This is a genomic window from Cupriavidus sp. H18C1 (assembly GCF_049311595.1).
Lineage (GTDB): Bacteria > Pseudomonadota > Gammaproteobacteria > Burkholderiales > Burkholderiaceae > Cupriavidus > Cupriavidus cauae.
Genome location: NZ_CP186009.1, coordinates 876,216 through 893,713, shown reverse-complemented (window position 1 = coordinate 893,713; position 17,498 = coordinate 876,216). Strand labels below are relative to the sequence as shown.

At 67.0% G+C, this 17,498-nt stretch carries 15 protein-coding genes and 1 pseudogene; 4 read left to right on the top strand and 12 right to left on the bottom strand.

Going from position 1 to position 17,498, the window contains the following annotated elements:
• Window positions 1-9 precede the first annotated feature (9 nt).
• From OJJOAM_RS19835 to OJJOAM_RS19825, 3 genes and pseudogenes are all read right to left on the bottom strand, one after another.
• Window positions 10-3,211, bottom strand: a pseudogene (locus OJJOAM_RS19835) (efflux RND transporter permease subunit).
• Between the two features lie 170 nt (window positions 3,212-3,381).
• Window positions 3,382-4,629, bottom strand: a complete 1,248-nt coding sequence (locus tag OJJOAM_RS19830; protein WP_422650841.1) for an efflux RND transporter periplasmic adaptor subunit — start codon at window positions 4,627-4,629, stop codon at window positions 3,382-3,384.
• A 194-nt stretch (window positions 4,630-4,823) separates the two neighbouring features.
• Window positions 4,824-5,744, bottom strand: a complete 921-nt coding sequence (locus OJJOAM_RS19825) for an alpha/beta hydrolase (protein WP_422650840.1) — start codon at window positions 5,742-5,744, stop codon at window positions 4,824-4,826.
• Window positions 5,745-6,060: 316 nt separating this feature from the next.
• Here OJJOAM_RS19825 and OJJOAM_RS19820 point away from each other — a divergent pair, with 316 nt between their 5' ends.
• Window positions 6,061-7,026, top strand: coding sequence for a LysR family transcriptional regulator (locus OJJOAM_RS19820; protein ID WP_422650839.1), 966 nt, complete (start codon window positions 6,061-6,063; stop codon window positions 7,024-7,026).
• A 30-nt stretch (window positions 7,027-7,056) separates the two neighbouring features.
• Here the strand turns inward: OJJOAM_RS19820 and OJJOAM_RS19815 are convergent, their stop codons facing one another.
• From OJJOAM_RS19815 to OJJOAM_RS19785, 7 genes are all read right to left on the bottom strand, one after another.
• On the bottom strand, window positions 7,057-7,443 hold the full coding sequence (locus OJJOAM_RS19815) for a type II toxin-antitoxin system VapC family toxin (protein ID WP_422650838.1): 387 nt from the start codon (window positions 7,441-7,443) through the stop codon (window positions 7,057-7,059).
• Entirely contained in the window at window positions 7,440-7,685 is a 246-nt protein-coding gene (locus OJJOAM_RS19810; protein ID WP_422650837.1) for a type II toxin-antitoxin system Phd/YefM family antitoxin, read from the bottom strand. Before OJJOAM_RS19810 ends, OJJOAM_RS19815 begins: the two co-directional genes overlap by 4 nt.
• A 141-nt stretch (window positions 7,686-7,826) precedes the next feature.
• A complete protein-coding gene (locus OJJOAM_RS19805; RefSeq protein ID WP_422650836.1) occupies window positions 7,827-8,105 on the bottom strand; it encodes a DUF2795 domain-containing protein in 279 nt (92 codons plus the stop codon).
• Window positions 8,102-8,422 carry a hypothetical protein gene (locus tag OJJOAM_RS19800; protein WP_422650835.1) on the bottom strand — a complete coding sequence of 107 codons (321 nt, stop codon included), beginning with the start codon at window positions 8,420-8,422 and terminating at the stop codon, window positions 8,102-8,104. The genes OJJOAM_RS19805 and OJJOAM_RS19800 overlap by 4 nt, the downstream gene beginning before the upstream one ends.
• Window positions 8,423-8,577: 155 nt before the next feature.
• Window positions 8,578-9,327, bottom strand: a complete 750-nt coding sequence (locus OJJOAM_RS19795) for a DUF892 family protein (RefSeq protein WP_422650834.1) — start codon at window positions 9,325-9,327, stop codon at window positions 8,578-8,580.
• A gap of 87 nt (window positions 9,328-9,414) precedes the next feature.
• Entirely contained in the window at window positions 9,415-10,590 is a 1,176-nt protein-coding gene (locus tag OJJOAM_RS19790) for a hypothetical protein (RefSeq protein ID WP_422650833.1), read from the bottom strand.
• Window positions 10,591-10,934: 344 nt separating this feature from the next.
• Entirely contained in the window at window positions 10,935-12,206 is a 1,272-nt protein-coding gene (locus tag OJJOAM_RS19785; RefSeq protein WP_422650832.1) for a M20/M25/M40 family metallo-hydrolase, read from the bottom strand.
• 206 nt (window positions 12,207-12,412) lie between these two features.
• On the opposite strand from OJJOAM_RS19785, the gene OJJOAM_RS19780 reads away from it, so the two are divergent.
• Window positions 12,413-13,540 carry a GlxA family transcriptional regulator gene (locus OJJOAM_RS19780; protein ID WP_422650978.1) on the top strand — a complete coding sequence of 376 codons (1,128 nt, stop codon included), beginning with the start codon at window positions 12,413-12,415 and terminating at the stop codon, window positions 13,538-13,540.
• A gap of 58 nt (window positions 13,541-13,598) precedes the next feature.
• On the opposite strand, the gene OJJOAM_RS19775 is transcribed toward OJJOAM_RS19780, so the two are convergent.
• Together OJJOAM_RS19775 and OJJOAM_RS19770 are read right to left on the bottom strand one after the other, a co-directional pair.
• Window positions 13,599-14,336 (bottom strand): BON domain-containing protein, encoded by a 738-nt coding sequence (locus OJJOAM_RS19775; protein WP_422650831.1) that lies wholly within the window; start codon window positions 14,334-14,336, stop codon window positions 13,599-13,601.
• A gap of 143 nt (window positions 14,337-14,479) precedes the next feature.
• Window positions 14,480-14,905: an OsmC family protein gene (locus OJJOAM_RS19770; RefSeq protein WP_422650830.1), complete on the bottom strand. Its 426-nt coding sequence runs from the start codon at window positions 14,903-14,905 to the stop codon at window positions 14,480-14,482.
• A gap of 207 nt (window positions 14,906-15,112) precedes the next feature.
• Here OJJOAM_RS19770 and OJJOAM_RS19765 point away from each other — a divergent pair, with 207 nt between their 5' ends.
• Window positions 15,113-16,036, top strand: coding sequence for a LysR family transcriptional regulator (locus tag OJJOAM_RS19765; protein WP_422650829.1), 924 nt, complete (start codon window positions 15,113-15,115; stop codon window positions 16,034-16,036).
• A gap of 374 nt (window positions 16,037-16,410) precedes the next feature.
• Window positions 16,411-17,487: a porin gene (locus tag OJJOAM_RS19760; protein ID WP_422650828.1), complete on the top strand. Its 1,077-nt coding sequence runs from the start codon at window positions 16,411-16,413 to the stop codon at window positions 17,485-17,487.
• Window positions 17,488-17,498 lie beyond the last annotated feature (11 nt).

Below are 17,498 nucleotides of genomic sequence, written 5' to 3'. Positions count from 1 at the left end.
CACTGCGACTCAATGTTGCGGTTCAGCCAGTGCCACGGTGTTGTCGGGCTTCGGCTCCGGCGCCGGCTCGGGCCGCGCCTTGCCGCGCGTGGCCAGCTTGCGCAGCGCCACGTAGAACACCGGCGTCAGGAACAGGCCGAAGAACGTCACGCCCAGCATGCCGGCGAACACCGCCACGCCCATCGCCTGGCGCATCTCCGCGCCGGCGCCGGTCGACACCACCAGCGGCACCACGCCCATGATGAAAGCGAACGAGGTCATCAGGATCGGGCGCAGACGCAGGCGGCTCGCCTCGATCGCGGCCTGCACGATGGTGCGGCCCTGATGCTCCAGCTCGCGGGCGAACTCCACGATCAGGATCGCGTTCTTCGCCGACAAGCCGACCAGCACGATGAAGCCGATCTGCGTGAAGATGTTGTTATCCCCGCCCGACAGCCAAACCCCGGTCAGCGCGGCCAGCAGCGACAGCGGCACGATCAGGATCACCGCCAGCGGCAGCGTCAGGCTCTCGTACTGCGCGGCCAGCACCAGGAATACCAGCAGCACGCACAGCGGGAAGATCCACACGCCCGCATTGCCGGCCAGGATGTCCTGATAGGTCAGCTCGGTCCATTCGAACTTGATGCCCTTCGGCAGCGTCTCCGCGGCAATGCGCTCGGCCGCGGCCTGCGCCTGGCCCGAGGAGAAGCCGGGCGCCGGTCCGCCGTTCATGTCCGCGGCGGTAAAGCCGTTGTAGCGCACCACGCTGTCCGGACCGAAGCCCTGCTTGACCTGCACCATCGACGACAGCGGCACCATCTCGCCGGCGGCGTTGCGCGTCTTCAGCTGCAGGATGTCCTCGGCATGCTGACGGTAGCTGGCATCCGCCTGCACCTTGACCTGGTAGGTACGGCCGAACTTGTTGAAGTCGTTGACGTAGGCCGAACCCAGATAGGTCTGCAGCGTGTCGAACACGTCCGTCACCGGCACGCCCAGCTGCTTGGCCTTGACGCGGTCCAGCTGCACGTCCAGCTGCGGCACGTTCACCTGGTAATTGCTGAAGATGCCCGCCAGTTCCGGCGTCGCGCGCGCCTTGGTGGCGAACGCGTTGGTCGCGGCGAACAGCGCGTCGTAGCCGAGCGCGGCGCGGTCCTCGATCATCAGCTTGAAGCCGCCGATGGTGCCCAGGCCCTGCACCGGGGGCGGCGGGAACACCGCGATGAACGCGTCCTGGATCGCCCCGTACTGCTGGTTCAACTGCGCCGCGATCGCATTGCCGCTCAAGTCTTCCGACTTGCGCTCCTCGAACGGCTTGAGCGTGGCGAACACGATGCCGGCGCTCGGACTGTTGGTAAAGCCGTTGATCGACAGGCCCGGGAACGCCACCGCCGACTCCACGCCCGGATGCTTCAGCGCGATCTCCGACATGCGGCGGATCACGTCCTCGGTGCGATCGAGCGTCGCGCCATCGGGCAGCTTGGCGAAGCTGACCAGGTACTGCTTGTCCTGCGCCGGCACGAAGCCCTTCGGCACCATCTGGAAGATGCCCCAGGTCAGCGCCAGCATCACGGCATAGACGCCGAACACCGCGCCCTTGCGGCGCACCACGCCCCTTGACGCCCTGCCCGTACCGCTCGGAGCTCGCGCCGAAGAAGCGGTTGAAGCGCTTGAAGAAGCCGCCCAGCACGCGATCCATCGCGCGCGCCAGCCAGTCCTTCGGCGCGTCATGGCTGCGCAGCAGCAGCGCGGACAGCGCCGGCGACAGCGTCAGCGAGTTGAACGCCGAGATGATCGTCGAGATCGAGATGGTCAGCGCGAACTGCTTGTAGAACTGGCCGGTCAGGCCCGTCATGAAGGCCAGCGGCACGAACACGGCGCACAGCACCAGCGCGATCGCGATGATCGGCCCGCTGACTTCGCGCATGGCCTTGTACGTGGCCTCCTTCGGCGACAGTCCTTCCTCGATGTTGCGCTCGACGTTCTCGACCACCACGATCGCGTCGTCGACCACGATACCGATCGCCAGCACCAGGCCAAACAGCGACAGCGCGTTGATCGAGAAGCCGAACGCGTACATCAGGCCGAACGTACCCACGATCGACACCGGCACCGCCAGCAGCGGGATGATCGACGCGCGCCAGGTCTGCAGGAACAGGATCACGACCAGCACCACCAGTGCGATCGCCTCGAACAGCGTGTGCGTGACCGCCTCGATACTGTGCCGCACGAACTGCGTCGGGTCGTAGACGATGCTGTAGTCGACGCCGTCCGGGAAGTTCTCCTTGAGCTCTTCCATGGTCTTGCGCACATCGTCCGAGATCTGGATCGCGTTCGATCCCGGCGCCTGGAAGATCGGAATCGCCACCGCCGGCTTGTTGTCGAGCAGCGAGCGCAGCGCGTATTCGGACGCGCCCAGCTCGATGCGCGCGACATCGCGCAGATAGGTCACGCCGCCGTCCGGCGAGGTGCGGACGATGATGCCGCCGAACTCTTCCTCGGTGTTCAGGCGCCCCTGCGCGTTGACGGACAGCTGCAGGTCGGTGCCCGGCAGCGACGGCGAGGCGCCGATCACGCCGGCGGCCACCTGCACGTTCTGCTCGCGGATCGCGCGCACCACGTCGCTGGCGGCGAGCTGGCGCTCGGCCATCTTCTCGGGATCGAGCCACACGCGCATCGCATAGTCGCCCGAGCCGAACAGCTGCACCTGGCCCACGCCCTGGATACGCGCCAGGCGATCCTTGACGTTGATCACCGCGTAGTTGCGCAGGTAGGTCATGTCATAGCGATCGTTCGGCGAGACCAGGTGGACCACCATGGTCAGGTCGGGCGAGCTCTTGACGGTCGTGATGCCGAGCCGGCGCACGTCCTCGGGCAGGCGCGGCTCGGCCTGCGAGACGCGGTTCTGCACCAGCTGCTGGGCCTTGTCCGGGTCGGTACCCAGCTTGAAGGTCACGGTCAGCGTCAGCAGGCCGTCGCTGTTCGACTGCGAGGACATGTACAGCATGTCCTCGACGCCGTTGATCTGCTCTTCCAGCGGCGAGGCGACGGTTTCGGCGATCACCTTCGGGTTGGCGCCCGGATACTGGGCACGCACCACGACCGACGGCGGCACGACTTCCGGATACTCGGAAATCGGCAGCTTGAACATGGCGATCGCGCCGATCAGGAAGATCAGCACCGATAGCACGCCGGCGAAGATCGGCCGGTCGATAAAGAATTTCGAGAGGTTCATGACGGGTCTCGATAAAAGGGGAGCCCCCTGGCGGTCCGTTTTCTGGACGCCATGGAAAAGGACTTGGGCGATGCAGCTGGCTGGCTAGATCAGTTCAGGATGCCGCAGCAGGCGGGGAGGTTCTCCCTCGCCCGCAAGCTGCCGAGGCGCGAAGATCAGGCTGGCAAACGTCATCCGACCGACTCCTTCTTCGCCGGCTCCGGCTGGTTGTCCGCGCTCTTTTCGGTCGCATTGCCGCGTTCGAGCTCGCGCTTGAGCGCCATGCGCACCGGCGTCGGCGCGACCGTATCGCCCGGCCGCACGCGCTGCAGGCCGTTGACCACGATCACCTCGCCCGCCTTCAGGCCGGAGCGGATCACGCGCAGGCCGTCGTAGCTGGGCCCCATCTGGACTTCGCGATAGTTCAGCTTGTTGTCCTTGTCGACCACCAGCACGAACTTCTTGCCCTGGTCGGTGCCGATCGCGCGGTCGTTGATCAGCACCGCGTCGTGCGGCGCGTTGCCGCCGAGCTTGACCTTGGCGTACAGCCCCGGCAGCAGGCGTCCGTCCGGGTTGTCGAACACCGCCCGCACGCGGATCGTGCCGCTACGCGGGTCGAGCCGGTTGTCGACCGACTGGATGCGGCCTTCGTGCGGATGACCTTCCTCGTTGGCCAGGCCCAGATACACCGCCATGCCCTTGCCGTTGGCCCCGCCCGCGGCGCCCGGCGCCGTGTAGCGCAGATAGCTCTGCTCATCGATCTCGAAGCTGGCGTACACCGGCGACACCGACACCACCGTGGTCAGCGCCGGGGCATTGGCGCCCGGCGCGACGAGGTTGCCCACCGTGATCTCGGCGCGCGAGACGCGGCCGGTGACCGGCGAGGTGATGCGCGTGTAGGCCAGGTTCAGCTTGGCGGAGTCGAGCGCCGCCTGCGCGGCGCGCACGTTGGCGTTGGCCTCGCGCGCCGCGTGGATGCGTTCGTCGAATTCGCGACGCGAGATCGCGTTGTCGTCCAGCAGCCGCTGCGCCCGCACCTGCTCGCTCTGCGCGTGGCTGGCGCGCACCTGCGCGGCGGCCAGCGCGGCCTCGGCGCGTGCCACCTCGGCCGCGTACGGACGCGGGTCGATGGTGAACAGCAGATCGCCCTTCTTGACCATCGCGCCTTCGCGGAAGTGCACCGCGTCGATGGTGCCGCCGACGCGCGGACGGACCTCGACGCGGTCGATCGCCTCCAGGCGGCCCGAGAATTCGTCCCACTCGGTGATGGTCTTGCCGATGGCGGCGGCGACATCGACCGCCGCCGCGCTGGCGGCGGGGCTCGGCACGGCTTGCGCCTCGCCCGCATGCCAGGGGCGCAGGATCGAGGTCGCCAGGCCGGTGCCCAGCACGACCACGATGGCGACGGCGATCAGGCTACGTCGGGATTGCAGCTTCATTTCTTCACTCCGTTTCGGGTTTTCTTCAACCGGAAAAGCAAAAGGACGAACGCCGCCCGCCGGGCCCGTTCGGCGCCTTGCGGGTGAACACACCCTGGGGCGCCGACGCGGGGTCCGGAGACATTCACACGCGGCTGACTTCTCGAATGGCGGCCGGCGCTAGCGCGATGAACGCTGGCGCGGCCGCTGGCACGTCACGGCGCCCAACCGGAAGGCTTGGCTGCCGGCCGGCGTTCGGCCTGTGGCGAGGCATCGTCGCTGTCCGCGAATCGTTCTCGCAGAAAGCGCGCGCCTTCATCGACCCATACCTGACATCGGTCGTGGGATGCTTCGACACCGGCGCCACAGGCGCCGGGCATGATTCGGGTTTCCGCCGCCACGCCGCGGTCGAGCAGCTTGCGTCCGAAGGCCTCGCCTTCGGGCCGCAGGGCATCGAGCTCGGCTACCTGGATCAGCGTCGGCGGCAAGCCGGCCAAGCGCATCGCATGCGCCGGCGCGGCGTAGGGGTGGACCGACGCGGCGGGCGTCGGCAGGTATTCGCGATAGCAACCCGCCATGCGCTGCAGCGTTTCCAGCGGCACGTGCGCCTGCCCGGCGCAGGAGGCGTGCTGCAGGCACGGGTCGGTGACCGGCCGGATCAGCCATTGCGCGCGCGGCGCGGGCAGGCCGCGATCGCGCAGCATCTGCGCCACCGCAATCGCCAGATTGCCGCCGGCTTCCTCGCCGACCAGCGAGAAACGCATCTTGTCGACCTTGAGCCGGCGCGCCTGGCGCAATACCCATTCGGCGGTATTGAAGGCGTCTTCCGGCGCGGCCGGGAACGGATGGTCCGGGGCCAGCGAATATTCGGGCGCCACCACCACGGCCGGCACCGCGCCGGCCAGCTGGCGGGTCAGATGGGCCGCCTTTTCGATGCCGCCGTCGACGAAGCTGCCGGCGTGCAGATACAGCAGCCACGGCAGCGGCGACGGCGCCCAGGCGGTCGGATACCCGGCCGGATAGCACACGTGCACAGCGATGGTGCGCTCGCCGCTGGCGATCTCATGCCGCACCACGCGCGCCGCGGCGCCGGCCTTGGCGGGCTGGGAAGCGGTAGCTTGCGTCGGTTTGGTCATGGTCTGGGTCCCGTTGCGCCGGCCGGGAAAACGGCTCGACGCATGGTTTGCATGTTGCGTTGCATCGAATTATGGTGATTGACGTAGACGGGATAAAGGCGCAGTTTGCCAACGCACTATTCTGCGGATGGAATAATCGCGCCGGCCCCGGGTCTGTTCCGGTAGATCGTCCCCATTCGGCAAATAACCGCTCCACTGTTGCGGTTATGCCAATGAAAGACCCTACCGTGCATACGACCGAGAGAGTGAGTAAGATTCGCCCTCGCCAGCCGCGCGGCGCCGTCCGCTCGCTATGGCTTCTTATCGGACAGCCGCCATGGACCGCTTCGTCTCAATGCAAGCCTTTACCCGCGTCGTCGATGTCGGCAGTTTCGCCCGCGCGGCCGAATCGCTCGATTTGCCCAAGGCCACGCTGACGCGGCTGATCCAGAATCTGGAAACGCATCTGGGCGTCAAGCTGCTGCACCGTACCACGCGCCGGATCAGCGTGACTTCCGAAGGCGCCGCCTATTACGAACGGTGCGTGCGCATTCTGGCCGATGTCGACGAAGCCGAGCAATCGCTGACGCATCAGAACCAGACCCCACGCGGCACGCTGCGCGTCGATACCGTCGGCGGGCTGGCGCGCCTGGCGCTGGTGCCGAATCTGCATGAGTTCTTCGCGCGCTATCCGGACCTGAAGGTCGAACTGACCATCAATGGCAAACCGATCGATCTGCTGAAGGAAGGCGTCGACGTGGTGATTCGCGTCGGCGATACCGTCGACGATACGATGGTGGCGCGCCGCATCGGTCAATTACGGCTGGCGTTCTACGCGTCGCCGATTTATTTAAAGGAGCACGGTACGCCGACCACGCCGGAAGAATTGATGCAGCATCGCGCGATCAATTACCTGTCGACGCGCACCGGCCGCGAAATGCCATGGATCCTGACGCGCGGCGACGAACGCCATGAATTGCTGCTGCCCTCGGCCATCTCGACCAACGATCCCGAGGTCTATATTGGCTGCGCGCTGGAAGGACACGGGATCGCGGTGATCTCGCGCATCATGGCGCAACCGTATCTGGAAAGCGGCCGGCTGGTTGAAATCATGGGCGACTGGCAGGAAGAGGTCATGCCGATCTCGGCCATGTATCCGCAGAACCGGAACCTGTCGGCCAAGGTGCGGGTCTTCGTCGACTGGGCCGCCGAGATATTCGCCCGCGATCCGGAAATGGGGTATCGCGATTCCTTTCCGGGACCGCGTCCCGTAGTGGCGCCGGTGTTGGAGGCGGTGTCGTAGGGCCAGATCCGGCCGCCCCCCTGTCCAGCGTCAGACGTGCCGCACCGGCCCGGGATATCGCGCGACCACCGGATCCGCCGTAATCAGCGCCATGTCTTCCACGATGGCTTGCGCAACCAGCACGCGATCGAACGGATCCTTATGCAATAGCGGCAGGTCTTCCAAAGCCATGGCGTGTTCCGAGACGATCGGCAATTCGCGATAGCCGCTTTCCAGCAGACCCCGGCGCATGATCTTGGGGTCGACATCGAAACTGCGCCGGCACAACGACGCCTTGATGGCGATTTCCCATATGCTTGCCGCGCTGAATACCGGCTCATTGAGGTCGTCTTCGATCAGCAGGCGCGCGCCGGTAGGAAGCCGTCCGGGCTTTACCAAGGCCCACAGCAGGATATGCGTATCGAATAGCAGCTTCATATCCGGCCGGTGAACAGCACTTCGATCTCGTCACTGCACAGCCGGTCGAAATCCTCGGGAACGTCGAACCGATCCTGCAGAATGCCGATCCGCTTTCCGCCAGAGTGATGCGGGGCGTGGACGGGAACGACCCTGACCATGGGCTTGCCGCCTTTGGCGATGACGAACGATTCTCCCTGGGCCGCCATCTCCACGAGGTGCGGCAAGTCGGCCGAAGCTTCATCAATGTTGATCGTGCGCATGTTGGCCCTCCAAAGTGGATGGGCCAATCTAGAGGACGTGCGAACGCGCCGCAAGTCTGCGGCGCGCTTTTGCGAAAAGTCGCACACGGAACGCGTGCAACGAAGGGCGCCGGCGCGGATACCCCCGCAGGGGGGCCGGGCTCAATGCAGCTTGCCCAACTCCCGCGAAATCTCTGCCGGGGAATCGTAGTCGCGCTCGGGCAGTTGTTCCAGTTCGGCCATCACTTCCTCGCTGGCGCCGCCGTCGCGGGCGCGCGAGAGGATGTCGTCCTTGGTGGCGGGAAAGTCGATGCCCTTCAGGGACTTCTGCACATCGATCGGGCTTGGCTCCTCGCGTCCGCCTCCGGCGCCCTTGCCACCCTGCGCGGCGCCCTTGCCGCTCGATCCGCTCTTGCCTTGGTCGGTCTGCTTCTGGGTCATTGCATGCTCCTCTGTTTGCTGTTGCCCGCGCCGGGGGCCCGGGCCGGGTCGGAAGATGCCGCCGGCGTGTCGGCGCCATCGAGCCGGGTATCGATCAGCCGCCGGCCCTCGAGCAGGCAGGCCTCGATCGCCGTGGCCGCGTTGTCGAACGCCGTGTCGACATCGGAGGCGAAGGACGTCGGCGGGTCCTGCGTCGTGGCCGCACGCGCCCCGGCCGGCAGGATCTCGCCCTGGTAGCCGTAGCGCACGCCCGCACTGGCGCCGACCGGCACCGCGTGGGCGGCGATCAGATGATCGCGATAGAACATTTCCTTCATGCGCTCTCCTTGAGGCGGGCGGCGCCGCGGGGCCGCCGCGGCAACCGGCGCTGGTGCTCGTGCTCGTGCTCGTGCTCGTGCTCGTGCTGGTGCTGGTGCTCGTGCTGGTGCGGGTGCTGGTGCTGGTGCTGGTGCTGGTGCCGGCACGCCTCGCCTTACGTCGCTTCGGTGATGACCGCCCGCTCCAGCCACTGCCGGATCGTGGCCATGTGCTGCTCTTCCTCCGTCAGCGCCTGCTGGAACTTCTGTGCCATCTCGGTATGACCGGTCTCCGTCGCGAGCTTGATCAGCAGCTCCCAACCGGCGTTGTCGGTCATCTCCGCGGTCAGCAGCGCATTGAGGCATTGCGCGAAGTTCGTGCGCGGATCGGCGATGGTTTGCAGCACGCCCATCGCGGTGACGCCAGCCACGTCGGCGCAAGGCGTGACCGCGGTCGGGTCCGCGCCGATCGCCCGCATGGTCTCGTCGACCATCGCGAAGTGCTCGGCCTCTTCATCGTGGAAGTGCATCAGCGTGCCGAGCACGTCCGGATCGACCGCGCTGGTATCCATCTCCTTGCACTTGGCGATCATCAGTTCGTAGAGGCGCGTACCGGTACGTTCGAAAGCCAGGCGCTCGCCGAGCTTGTCGATCAGCACCTCGGGTCGATTGCCGGTCAGCTTGTCCATGGTCGTGCTCATCGCGCCCTTGAGCGTCCCGGGCAGCGGCACCGAACCGACCGGATCGGCCGCGTCGATATATTGGGCGCGCATGTCGGCGGCGGGCTGCGATTCTGCCGGCACGTTCATGTCGTCGATACCGCTGTCCGGCCCCATGTTTTCCGCATAGCGCTCCATGGTCTCGGTGTCGATCGGCGACATCTGCGCGCCGGTACGGTTGACGCCCATCTGGGTAGTCTGTTGCATGCGTTCTCTCCAGTTTCGGTTATCCAGCTAGATGGTTCAGCGCGGTTGTCCAGCGCGATGGTCTCGGCGGCCGCCTCGGCGATCGCCTCAGGCGGTCGTATGCATCCGCGCCAGCTCCGTGCCGGGCGTCCAGACATAGCCGGCGGACACCAGTTGCGACGGCGAGCCGTCGGCATTCATCACGCGGCGGTATTCGATCGAGGCGGGGCTGTCCTTGTCGAGCGGTACGAAGTCCATGCCGTTGGCGCGCAGGTCCACCTCGTCCGCGAGCACCTTGCGCACGAAATCGCGCTGGCTGGCGAAGTCGATCGGCTTGGGCAGCGGCCCAGCAAGAATCTCGGCCGGGTCGCGATTCTCGTGGCGCTTGAGCATTTCGCAGGCAACATGCAGATGCCCCAGCTCGTAGTCGAGGAAGCGTTCCCAGATCGCCTTGATGCGCGGGTTGCTCTCCTGCTGCACGCAGCTGTAGTAGTTGTAGGCCTCCATCGCTTCGTGGATCACCCACTTCTCGATCATGCTTTCGTCGGGATCCATCAGCGAGCCGTACTGGGTCACGTGCTGCTCCTCGATCGACGCGATCTCGGCGTACAGCTGGCGCGCCAGCGGGTCCGTGAACAGCGGTCCGATATTCATGTAGTAGTCGTGGGTCTGGTATTCGGCCGCGGTGATCATCGCGGCGTGGATCTTGGTGATCAGCGCGGCGTTGGCGCGGTCGTAGCTCTCGCGCACATCGTCCTGCGGCGCGCGGTGTTCGACCCAGGTCGAGCGTCCCGGCACGATGTCGGTATGGCCCTGCGTGATCGAATTCGCGTCCTTGCCTTCGAGCCGGTCGAGCAGCGCGCTATAGCGGTACAGGTGATCGAAGTCCTCCAGCAGGCCGAAGCGATAGGCCTGCGCCTGGTAGGGATCGGGCTCGGTCTGCGCGACCGCCGCGGTAACCTCGATGGCCACCTGCTCGTAGGCGATCGTGGTCTCCAGCGGGGAATGGTCGGCGCCGATCAGCCAGTTGATCATCGTGGCCTGGTGATGCTCGACGCGGCGGATCTGCGCGAGCGGAATGCGCAATTCCCGATTGCAGCGCGACATGATGTGCTTGAGCCGCAGCGCATCGGATTCGATGCCATTCATCAGAATGATCCGGACGCGGGTGAATGCGTCGTCGTCCAGCTTGCTGATCGGCGCCTGGACCAGGTCCTTCCAAGTGAAATGTTGCTGGCCCAGCGGGCAGCCCTTGGCATCCAGCAGATCGGTCAAGGTGTCCATGGAAACTCCATTGTGGGGTGAGCGAAAGACGCCGTGCGGCATGCCGCCGGCGACGCGTTTCTAGCTCTAGCAACGGGCGTGCCGATCCCGCTGCGCGCCAGCGCGGGCCCCACGTTGTGAATCCGGCAGACAATCCCTGCACGCCTTGCAAAACTTGCGCTGGCGGCTTGCGCAGCGTTGCGCGAAAAAATGCGCCCGCCGGTTTTTTGGCTGGCGGGCGCATTGGTAAAGCGGTATGGCGCGGGTTTTAAACGGAGCGACCGCGAAACGGAACGACCGCGAAACGGAAATGCCGCGGAATCGGATTGCCGCGAAATGCGACTGCCGCGGAATGGACCGCCGCGCTATTGCTTGCCGATTTCCTGCAGCATGCGCGTCATCAGATACAGCCGCGGCACGATCGAGTCGATTTCGATGTACTCGTCGCGCGCGTGATAGCCGAAGCCGGCCAGGCCAAAGCTCTCCACCACGGCCGGCTTGCCCGACAGCGCGGCATAGCCGGCATCGGTGCCGCCGCCGGTTCCCTCCGCCAGCGCGAGCGGGCGGCCGTCCAGTTCGGCGTAGATCTGCTGGGCCCGCTTGGCGAGCGCGCGGCCCTTTTCGTTGACGACGAAGGGCGGACGGCCCTCTTCCATCGACACCGTGGTGTGCGTATCGGGAATCAGCCGGCTCTCGGCGACCTTGCGCTCCAGCGCGGCCTTCAGCTTCTGCGGACCATCCTTGACCGTGGTGCGCACATCGGCGGTCGCCACCGCGACTTCGGGAATCTGGTTGCGCACGACGCCCGCCTGCGCGCCGGTCCAGTTCAGCTGCGTGCCGGGCACCGCCTTGGCGATATCGCGCGTCTGCTGCAGCTGATGGGCGAGTTCGAGCAGCGCGTTGCGGCCATGCTCGGGCGCCGCGCCCGCATGCGAGGCGCGTCCCTTGACCTCCATCGTCGCACTGGCGGTGCCGCTGGCGCCGAGCAGCAAGGCCTCGGCCTTGACCACCGCCTTGGCCGCGGTGGGCTCGCACGACAGCACCACGTCGTGCTGCTCGCCGAGCGCGGCGATCAGCTCGCCCGAGCCCTCCGAGCCGATTTCCTCATCGGCGTTCAGCAGCACCGTGATCCGCGCGTAGTCGCGCCAGCCGCTCGCCTGCAGGATTTCCAGCGCGTGCAGGATGACCGCAATGCCGCCCTTGTCGTCGGCGATGCCCGGTCCGTACAGCTTGTTGCCGTCCTGGCGGATCGGCTGCGTCGCCAGCGTATTGGCCGGATAGATGGTGTCCATATGCGCGATCAGCATGATGCGGGCCTTGCCGTTGCCCGTCAGCGTCGCCTTGACGATCGGACTGTCTCCCCTCCTGGGCTTGACGCGCTCGGTGGTCGCACCCAGCGCCGCGAGCCGCTTCTCGGCATACGCCGCCATCTGCGCCAGTCCGGCCGCGTTACGGCTGCCCGATTCGATCGACACCATCTCCTTCAGCGATTCGATCAGTTTGGGCTGCGCGGCGCGCGCCGCCTCGAACAGCGTCGCATCGGGCGCGGCCTGGACCGCACCGGTCGCGGCGACGGTGCAAACGAACAGCGCGGCCGCGGCGAGGCGGCGTACGGCGGGTTGCAGACGTGGCTGCATGAAGTCTCCTGGTGAAGGCCCGGGATAGGAATCGTGGCGGCAGGGGCCGCCTTGTGCCGGGAGTCAATCCGGGATGCTAGGGCTTGTCCGCCGCATCGGGGAGGACCAATATCGCCATTTCCGATGCCGATCCCGCCATGTCCGTGCCCCGCCCGCCCTGCCCAGACCACGACGCTGCCGCGCACGATTTCCCCGAAGTCGGTCCGCTGCCGGCGACGGATCGCCCCGGGCCCGAGCTGCACGTGCGGCTGCTGTGGCTGCCCCACGGCATGCCGGGCTCGCTGTTTGCCGCGCTCGACGTGCTGCGCACGGCCAGCGGCATCGCGCAGTTGCAGCGCCCGGGGCGCGATTGCGGCCTCAGCTGGCAGGTGATCGGCGAAACGGGGCGCGCGCTGCCGATGCCGGTACCCGGGCTGGCGCGGCCGCGCCGGCGTTCGCGCGCGGCGCAGCGCACGGCGGAGCGCACTGTCGAACGCGCGGGCGACCGCCCTCCCCGGCATGCCGACGCGCATTCACTGCTGGTGATCCCCGGGGTGATGGCGCGCAACGCGCCGCATCTGGGCGAGCTGTTCGAACAGCAGCGCGCGGTGCTCAGGCTGGTGGAGCGGCATGCGCAGGCGGGCGGGTGGATCGCCGCGTCCTTCAACGGCATCGCCTATGCCGCCGAAGCGGGACTGCTCGACGGCGCCCGCATCGGTGCGCCGTGGCTGTACCAGAGCTGGATGGCACGCCGCTATCCGCTGTGCGACTTCACCCACGACGAGCCGATGGGCGTGCACGGGCGCGTCTTCCACAGCGTGGCGCCGGCCCTGCAGACCGAATTCATGCTGCGCGTGCTCGGGCATCTGCACGATCCCGACCTGGCCCAGGCCAGCGCGCGCGTGCTGCTGTTGCAGTCCGAACGCCAGCAACTGACGCCGGCGCTGACGGCGCAGCGCTGGCTCACGCCCACGTCGGACAGCCCGGTGTTCCGCGCCAAGCGCTGGCTGCAGGACCATATCGGCGCGCCATACCGGCTGGCCGATGTGGCGCGCGCCGCCGCGGTCAGCGAGCGGACCCTGCTGCGGCATTTCCGCCAGGTCACCGGCGTGACGCCGCTGGCCTACCTGCATGCGCTGCGGATCGAGCGCGCGAAGACGCTGCTGGAGGTGTCGCTGCACGGCACGCAGGCGATCGCCGAAGCGTGCGGCTACAGCGATGCCGCCACCTTCCGGCGGCTGTTCCAGCGCGCGACGGGGATGTCGATGTCGCACTATCGCGCCCGCTACGCGCTGCGGGCGCGGCGCCGCTATTGGCGCGTGGAGGACGCGCTGCGCGAAGGCGCCGCGGCCTGACCGGCCGCAGCCCGCACCGAGGCAAACCCCTCGGCAGCGCTTGCCGTGCGCTCAGACTTCAGACGGCGTCGGGCCGGCGTTCGATCCGGTTGATCACGTCCTCGACGCCATGCAGATACCAGGCATCGCGTTCGGCCTGGCGGCGCGCGCCCTCGCCCGCATAGCCCTCCAGCGTGACCACGCGGTTTTCGGTGCGGATGACGATCTGATCCGCATTCACCATCGGGTCGGACTCCAGCACCAGGCGTAGCGCCTCGGTGATCTCCTCGTCGTTGTCGCGTTCGGCCGGCGCAATCTCCAGCTCATTGACCACGCACTGGCAGCCGGGCGACCACCAGGCCAGCACGCCGGCCAGCCGCATATGGGAAAGGCTGATCACCTGTCCGCGCAGGGTCACGATGCCATCGACCGTATTGACCTCGATCCAGCCGCTGCGCTCGCCGACCGCCTCGCGCAGCGTTTCCAGCCGGCCCTTGGCATGCACGCAAATCTTGCAACTGCGGAAATCCACCGCCTGCAGCAGCCGCTCGCAGACGGCATTGCGCAGTTCGCCATCGCCGGCGGGCGCGGCGCCGTTGGCCACGCGTAGATGGTCGATCACGCACGATACGCCGTCGATCTTGCGCATCCGGGCCGCGGCCCGGGTCTTGGCGACGATATCCGGCACGTCGCCCTCGAGGATCAGAGCGCCGTCGGACAGGCGCAGATTGATGGTGGGATGGAGATGCTGGCCGTGGAACGGCAGATTGGCCAGCGCCGCGCGGGCCTGCGTGAGCACCGCTTCGCTGCTCTGCATGATGTTGCCTCCTGAGGTGGCGGGCAGCAGCGCCGGATGGCGGGGCGCTGCGCCCTGTCCATTATAGAAAGCGCGTTTCGCGCCCGGTTCCCGCGAATCTCGCCGCCGGGCCATGTTGGCGCGGCACGGCGGCGGTCCCGGCCTCAGGCATTCAGGGTGGCATTCATCGTGATCGGCGCCTTCATCAACTTGGACACCGGGCAATTCTCCTTGGCGGTCTGCGCGCACTTGTCGAAGGCGGCCTGGTCCGCGCCGGGGATGCGCACCGCCACGTCGAGATGGATGGCCGTGATACTGAAGCCGCCACCTTCCTTTTCCAGCGTCACGGTGGCCTTGGTGTCGATGCTCTCCGGCACCATGCCCGCCTCGCCGAGAATCAGCGACAGGGCCATCGAAAAGCAGCCGGCATGCGCGGCGCCGATCAGTTCCTCGGGATTGGTGCCGGGACCGCCCTCGAAGCGCGCCTTGAAGCCGTATGGCGCATCCTTGAGCACGCCGCTCTGGGTCGAAATCGTGCCGCCGCCGTCCTTGATGCCGCCTTGCCATCTTGCCGATCCAATCTTCTGCATAGCCATGCGCTCCGTCGAAGTTGTTACAGACACGGGCCGGCCGCGCACCGTCCCGACCGACCCAACCACGTCCCACAATAGGACGCGAACGGACGATCGGCCAGCGCGGGGCCGCGCCCTCGGTGTTGTCCGGAAGGGGGCGCAGGGTGCGCACGATCCTTGCTAGGCAGTGATCGTTCCGATTCCTGCCGCCGCGCCCCTCAGCCGATGCTTCACCCTCCCCGCGTCTATCTGTACCTCGACACCGTGGCCCGCTGCGGCTCGATCCGCAAGGCGGCCGAACAGCTGCATGTCGCCTCCACCGCGCTGAACCGCAAGATTCTCGAGGTGGAACAGCAGATCGGCACGCCGCTGTTCGAGCGGCTGCCGCGCGGCGTGCGCCTGACGTCGGCCGGCGAGGTCCTGGTGGCGACGATCCGGCGCAGCCTGGCCGACCTGGATGCGGCCGCGGCGCAGATGGCGCAATTGCGCGGGCTGGTGCGCGGCTCGGTGCGGATCGCGTCGGCGGAGTCGGTGGCGACCGATTTCCTGCCCGATGCGATCGGCCGCTATCAGGCGCGTTATCGCGGCGTGCAATTCCATGTGGCGATCGCCGGCACCGATGCCTTGATGGATGCGCTGAAGCAGGACGACGCCGACCTGCTGCTCGCGCACGATCCGCCCGCCAGTCCGCTGCTGCAGGCGCTCGCTGCCGCGCCGCAGCCGTTCTGCGCGATGATGCGGCCCGACCATCCGCTCGCCGCCCGGCGCACGTTGCGGCTGGCCGACTGCGCGGCGTTTCCGGTCGCCCTCGGCCCGGCCACCTTTGCCAGCCGCCGGCTGATCGAGGCCATCGCCGCGCGCAATCGGCTGCATCTGTCGGTGATGCTGGAGGCGACCACGGTGGAGACGCTGAAGGGTTTCGTCCGGCAGACCGATGCGATCTGCTTCCAGTTCCATGCCGGCACGCTGCGCGAAACGCGGCAGGGCACGCTGACGGCGGTGCCGCTGAGCGATCCCGAACTGGCGCTGGGCCGGCTGGTGCTGGCCACGCGCAAGGGCCGCGCATTGCCGCCCGCCGCGGCCGCATTCGCCGAACATCTGAAGACGGCCATCGGGGCGCTGCATCCGCCGTTGACGTTGGTCGCGTAGTGGTCGGCCGGTATCCGCTCGATAGCCCCTCGGTGGCCGCTCATTGGCCGCTCATTGGCCGCTCATTGGCCGCTCATTGGCCGTTCATTTGGCACTGGGTAACCGCGTAGCCTCGGTAGCCGCGTAGCGCCCGGCGTCGGCTCTGCGCGCCGATCCGGCTCACCATCCTTGCCCCGGCACCGCACACATTTTGCGCTCGCGTCGCGCGAAAAATGATGGTGGTCGGTCCCGCCTGATTTCCGCACACTGATCCGAACGCCCCGTCCAACGGCCGAGCCAGCCGAGCGGGGTCGGCGCGCACGATCACGGCGACGTCACGACAAAAACATCACAACGAAGCACGAGAGAAATCAGGGTCAACGATGGAGGTTCGCATGACAACAACGAAATTCGGGCCGGCGCGCGCGCTGGCGGCCGCCATGGCGGCATTGGCAAGCGGGGGCGTGCTGGCGCAGTCCAGCGTCACACTGTACGGGCAGGTCGACACCTACGTCGGCAGCAACAAGGCGGTCGGCGGCGATCGCGCCTATGTGCTGGGCGCCGGCGGCATGCAGACCTCGTACTGGGGCATCAAGGGCACCGAGGACCTGGGCAACGGCCTGAAGGCAATCTTCGACCTGAACGGCTTCTATCGCGCCGATGGCGGACGCGCGGGCCGCTTCGATGCGGACGGCATGTTCACGCGCAGCGCCTACGTCGGGCTGCAGAGCGACAGGGCCGGCACTCTCCGGCTCGGTCGCAATACCACGCCCTATTTCCTGTCGACGATCCTGTTCAATCCGCTGGTCGATTCGTACCACTTCTCGCCGACCATCTTCCACACCTATGTCAGCAGCAATGGCGGCACGGTCTACGACCCGGGCATCGTCGGCGATTCGGGCTGGAGCAATTCGCTGGTCTATTCGTCGCCGAAGTTCGGCGGGCTCAGCTTCAATGCGATCTATGCCTTTGGCGAACAGGCCGGCGACAACGGCAAGAACAAATGGGGCGGCAACGTGCTGTACTTCAACGGCCCGTTTGCCGCGACCGTCGCCTTCCAGCAGGTCAAGTTCCACAACACGCCGGGCGACGTGACCTCGCCCGCGGCGATGGTGGGCTTTCGCAAGCAGAACGCCGTGCAGGCCGGCCTGAGCTACGACTTCAAGGTGGTCAAGCTGTTCGCGCAGGGCCAGCACATCCGCTCCGACATCGACAGCGCGACCGGCGACATCAAGCACACCAACGGGCAGATCGGCGCGTCGGTGCCGATCGGCGCGGGCAGCCTGCTGCTGTCGTATGCCTACGGCAAGGTGAAGAACGAGGTCGCCGACGTGGAGCGCAACACCGCGGCGGTGGCCTACGACTACAACCTGTCAAAGCGCACCGACGTCTATGTCGCCTATTACTACGACAAGGTCGGCGGCCTGTCCCACGGCAACAACTACGGGGTCGGCGTGCGCCATCGCTTCTGATCGCCCGGTGT

Coding starts and splice junctions, on each gene's coding strand:
- OJJOAM_RS19830 (WP_422650841.1), bottom strand. CDS start 4,629: ATGAAGCTGCAATCCCGACGTAGCCTGATCGCCGTCGCCATCGTGGTC.
- OJJOAM_RS19825 (WP_422650840.1), bottom strand. CDS start 5,744: ATGACCAAACCGACGCAAGCTACCGCTTCCCAGCCCGCCAAGGCCGGC.
- OJJOAM_RS19820 (WP_422650839.1), top strand. CDS start 6,061: ATGGACCGCTTCGTCTCAATGCAAGCCTTTACCCGCGTCGTCGATGTC.
- OJJOAM_RS19815 (WP_422650838.1), bottom strand. CDS start 7,443: ATGAAGCTGCTATTCGATACGCATATCCTGCTGTGGGCCTTGGTAAAG.
- OJJOAM_RS19810 (WP_422650837.1), bottom strand. CDS start 7,685: ATGCGCACGATCAACATTGATGAAGCTTCGGCCGACTTGCCGCACCTC.
- OJJOAM_RS19805 (WP_422650836.1), bottom strand. CDS start 8,105: ATGACCCAGAAGCAGACCGACCAAGGCAAGAGCGGATCGAGCGGCAAG.
- OJJOAM_RS19800 (WP_422650835.1), bottom strand. CDS start 8,422: ATGAAGGAAATGTTCTATCGCGATCATCTGATCGCCGCCCACGCGGTG.
- OJJOAM_RS19795 (WP_422650834.1), bottom strand. CDS start 9,327: ATGCAACAGACTACCCAGATGGGCGTCAACCGTACCGGCGCGCAGATG.
- OJJOAM_RS19790 (WP_422650833.1), bottom strand. CDS start 10,590: ATGGACACCTTGACCGATCTGCTGGATGCCAAGGGCTGCCCGCTGGGC.
- OJJOAM_RS19785 (WP_422650832.1), bottom strand. CDS start 12,206: ATGCAGCCACGTCTGCAACCCGCCGTACGCCGCCTCGCCGCGGCCGCG.
- OJJOAM_RS19775 (WP_422650831.1), bottom strand. CDS start 14,336: ATGCAGAGCAGCGAAGCGGTGCTCACGCAGGCCCGCGCGGCGCTGGCC.
- OJJOAM_RS19770 (WP_422650830.1), bottom strand. CDS start 14,905: ATGCAGAAGATTGGATCGGCAAGATGGCAAGGCGGCATCAAGGACGGC.
- OJJOAM_RS19765 (WP_422650829.1), top strand. CDS start 15,113: ATGCTTCACCCTCCCCGCGTCTATCTGTACCTCGACACCGTGGCCCGC.
- OJJOAM_RS19760 (WP_422650828.1), top strand. CDS start 16,411: ATGACAACAACGAAATTCGGGCCGGCGCGCGCGCTGGCGGCCGCCATG.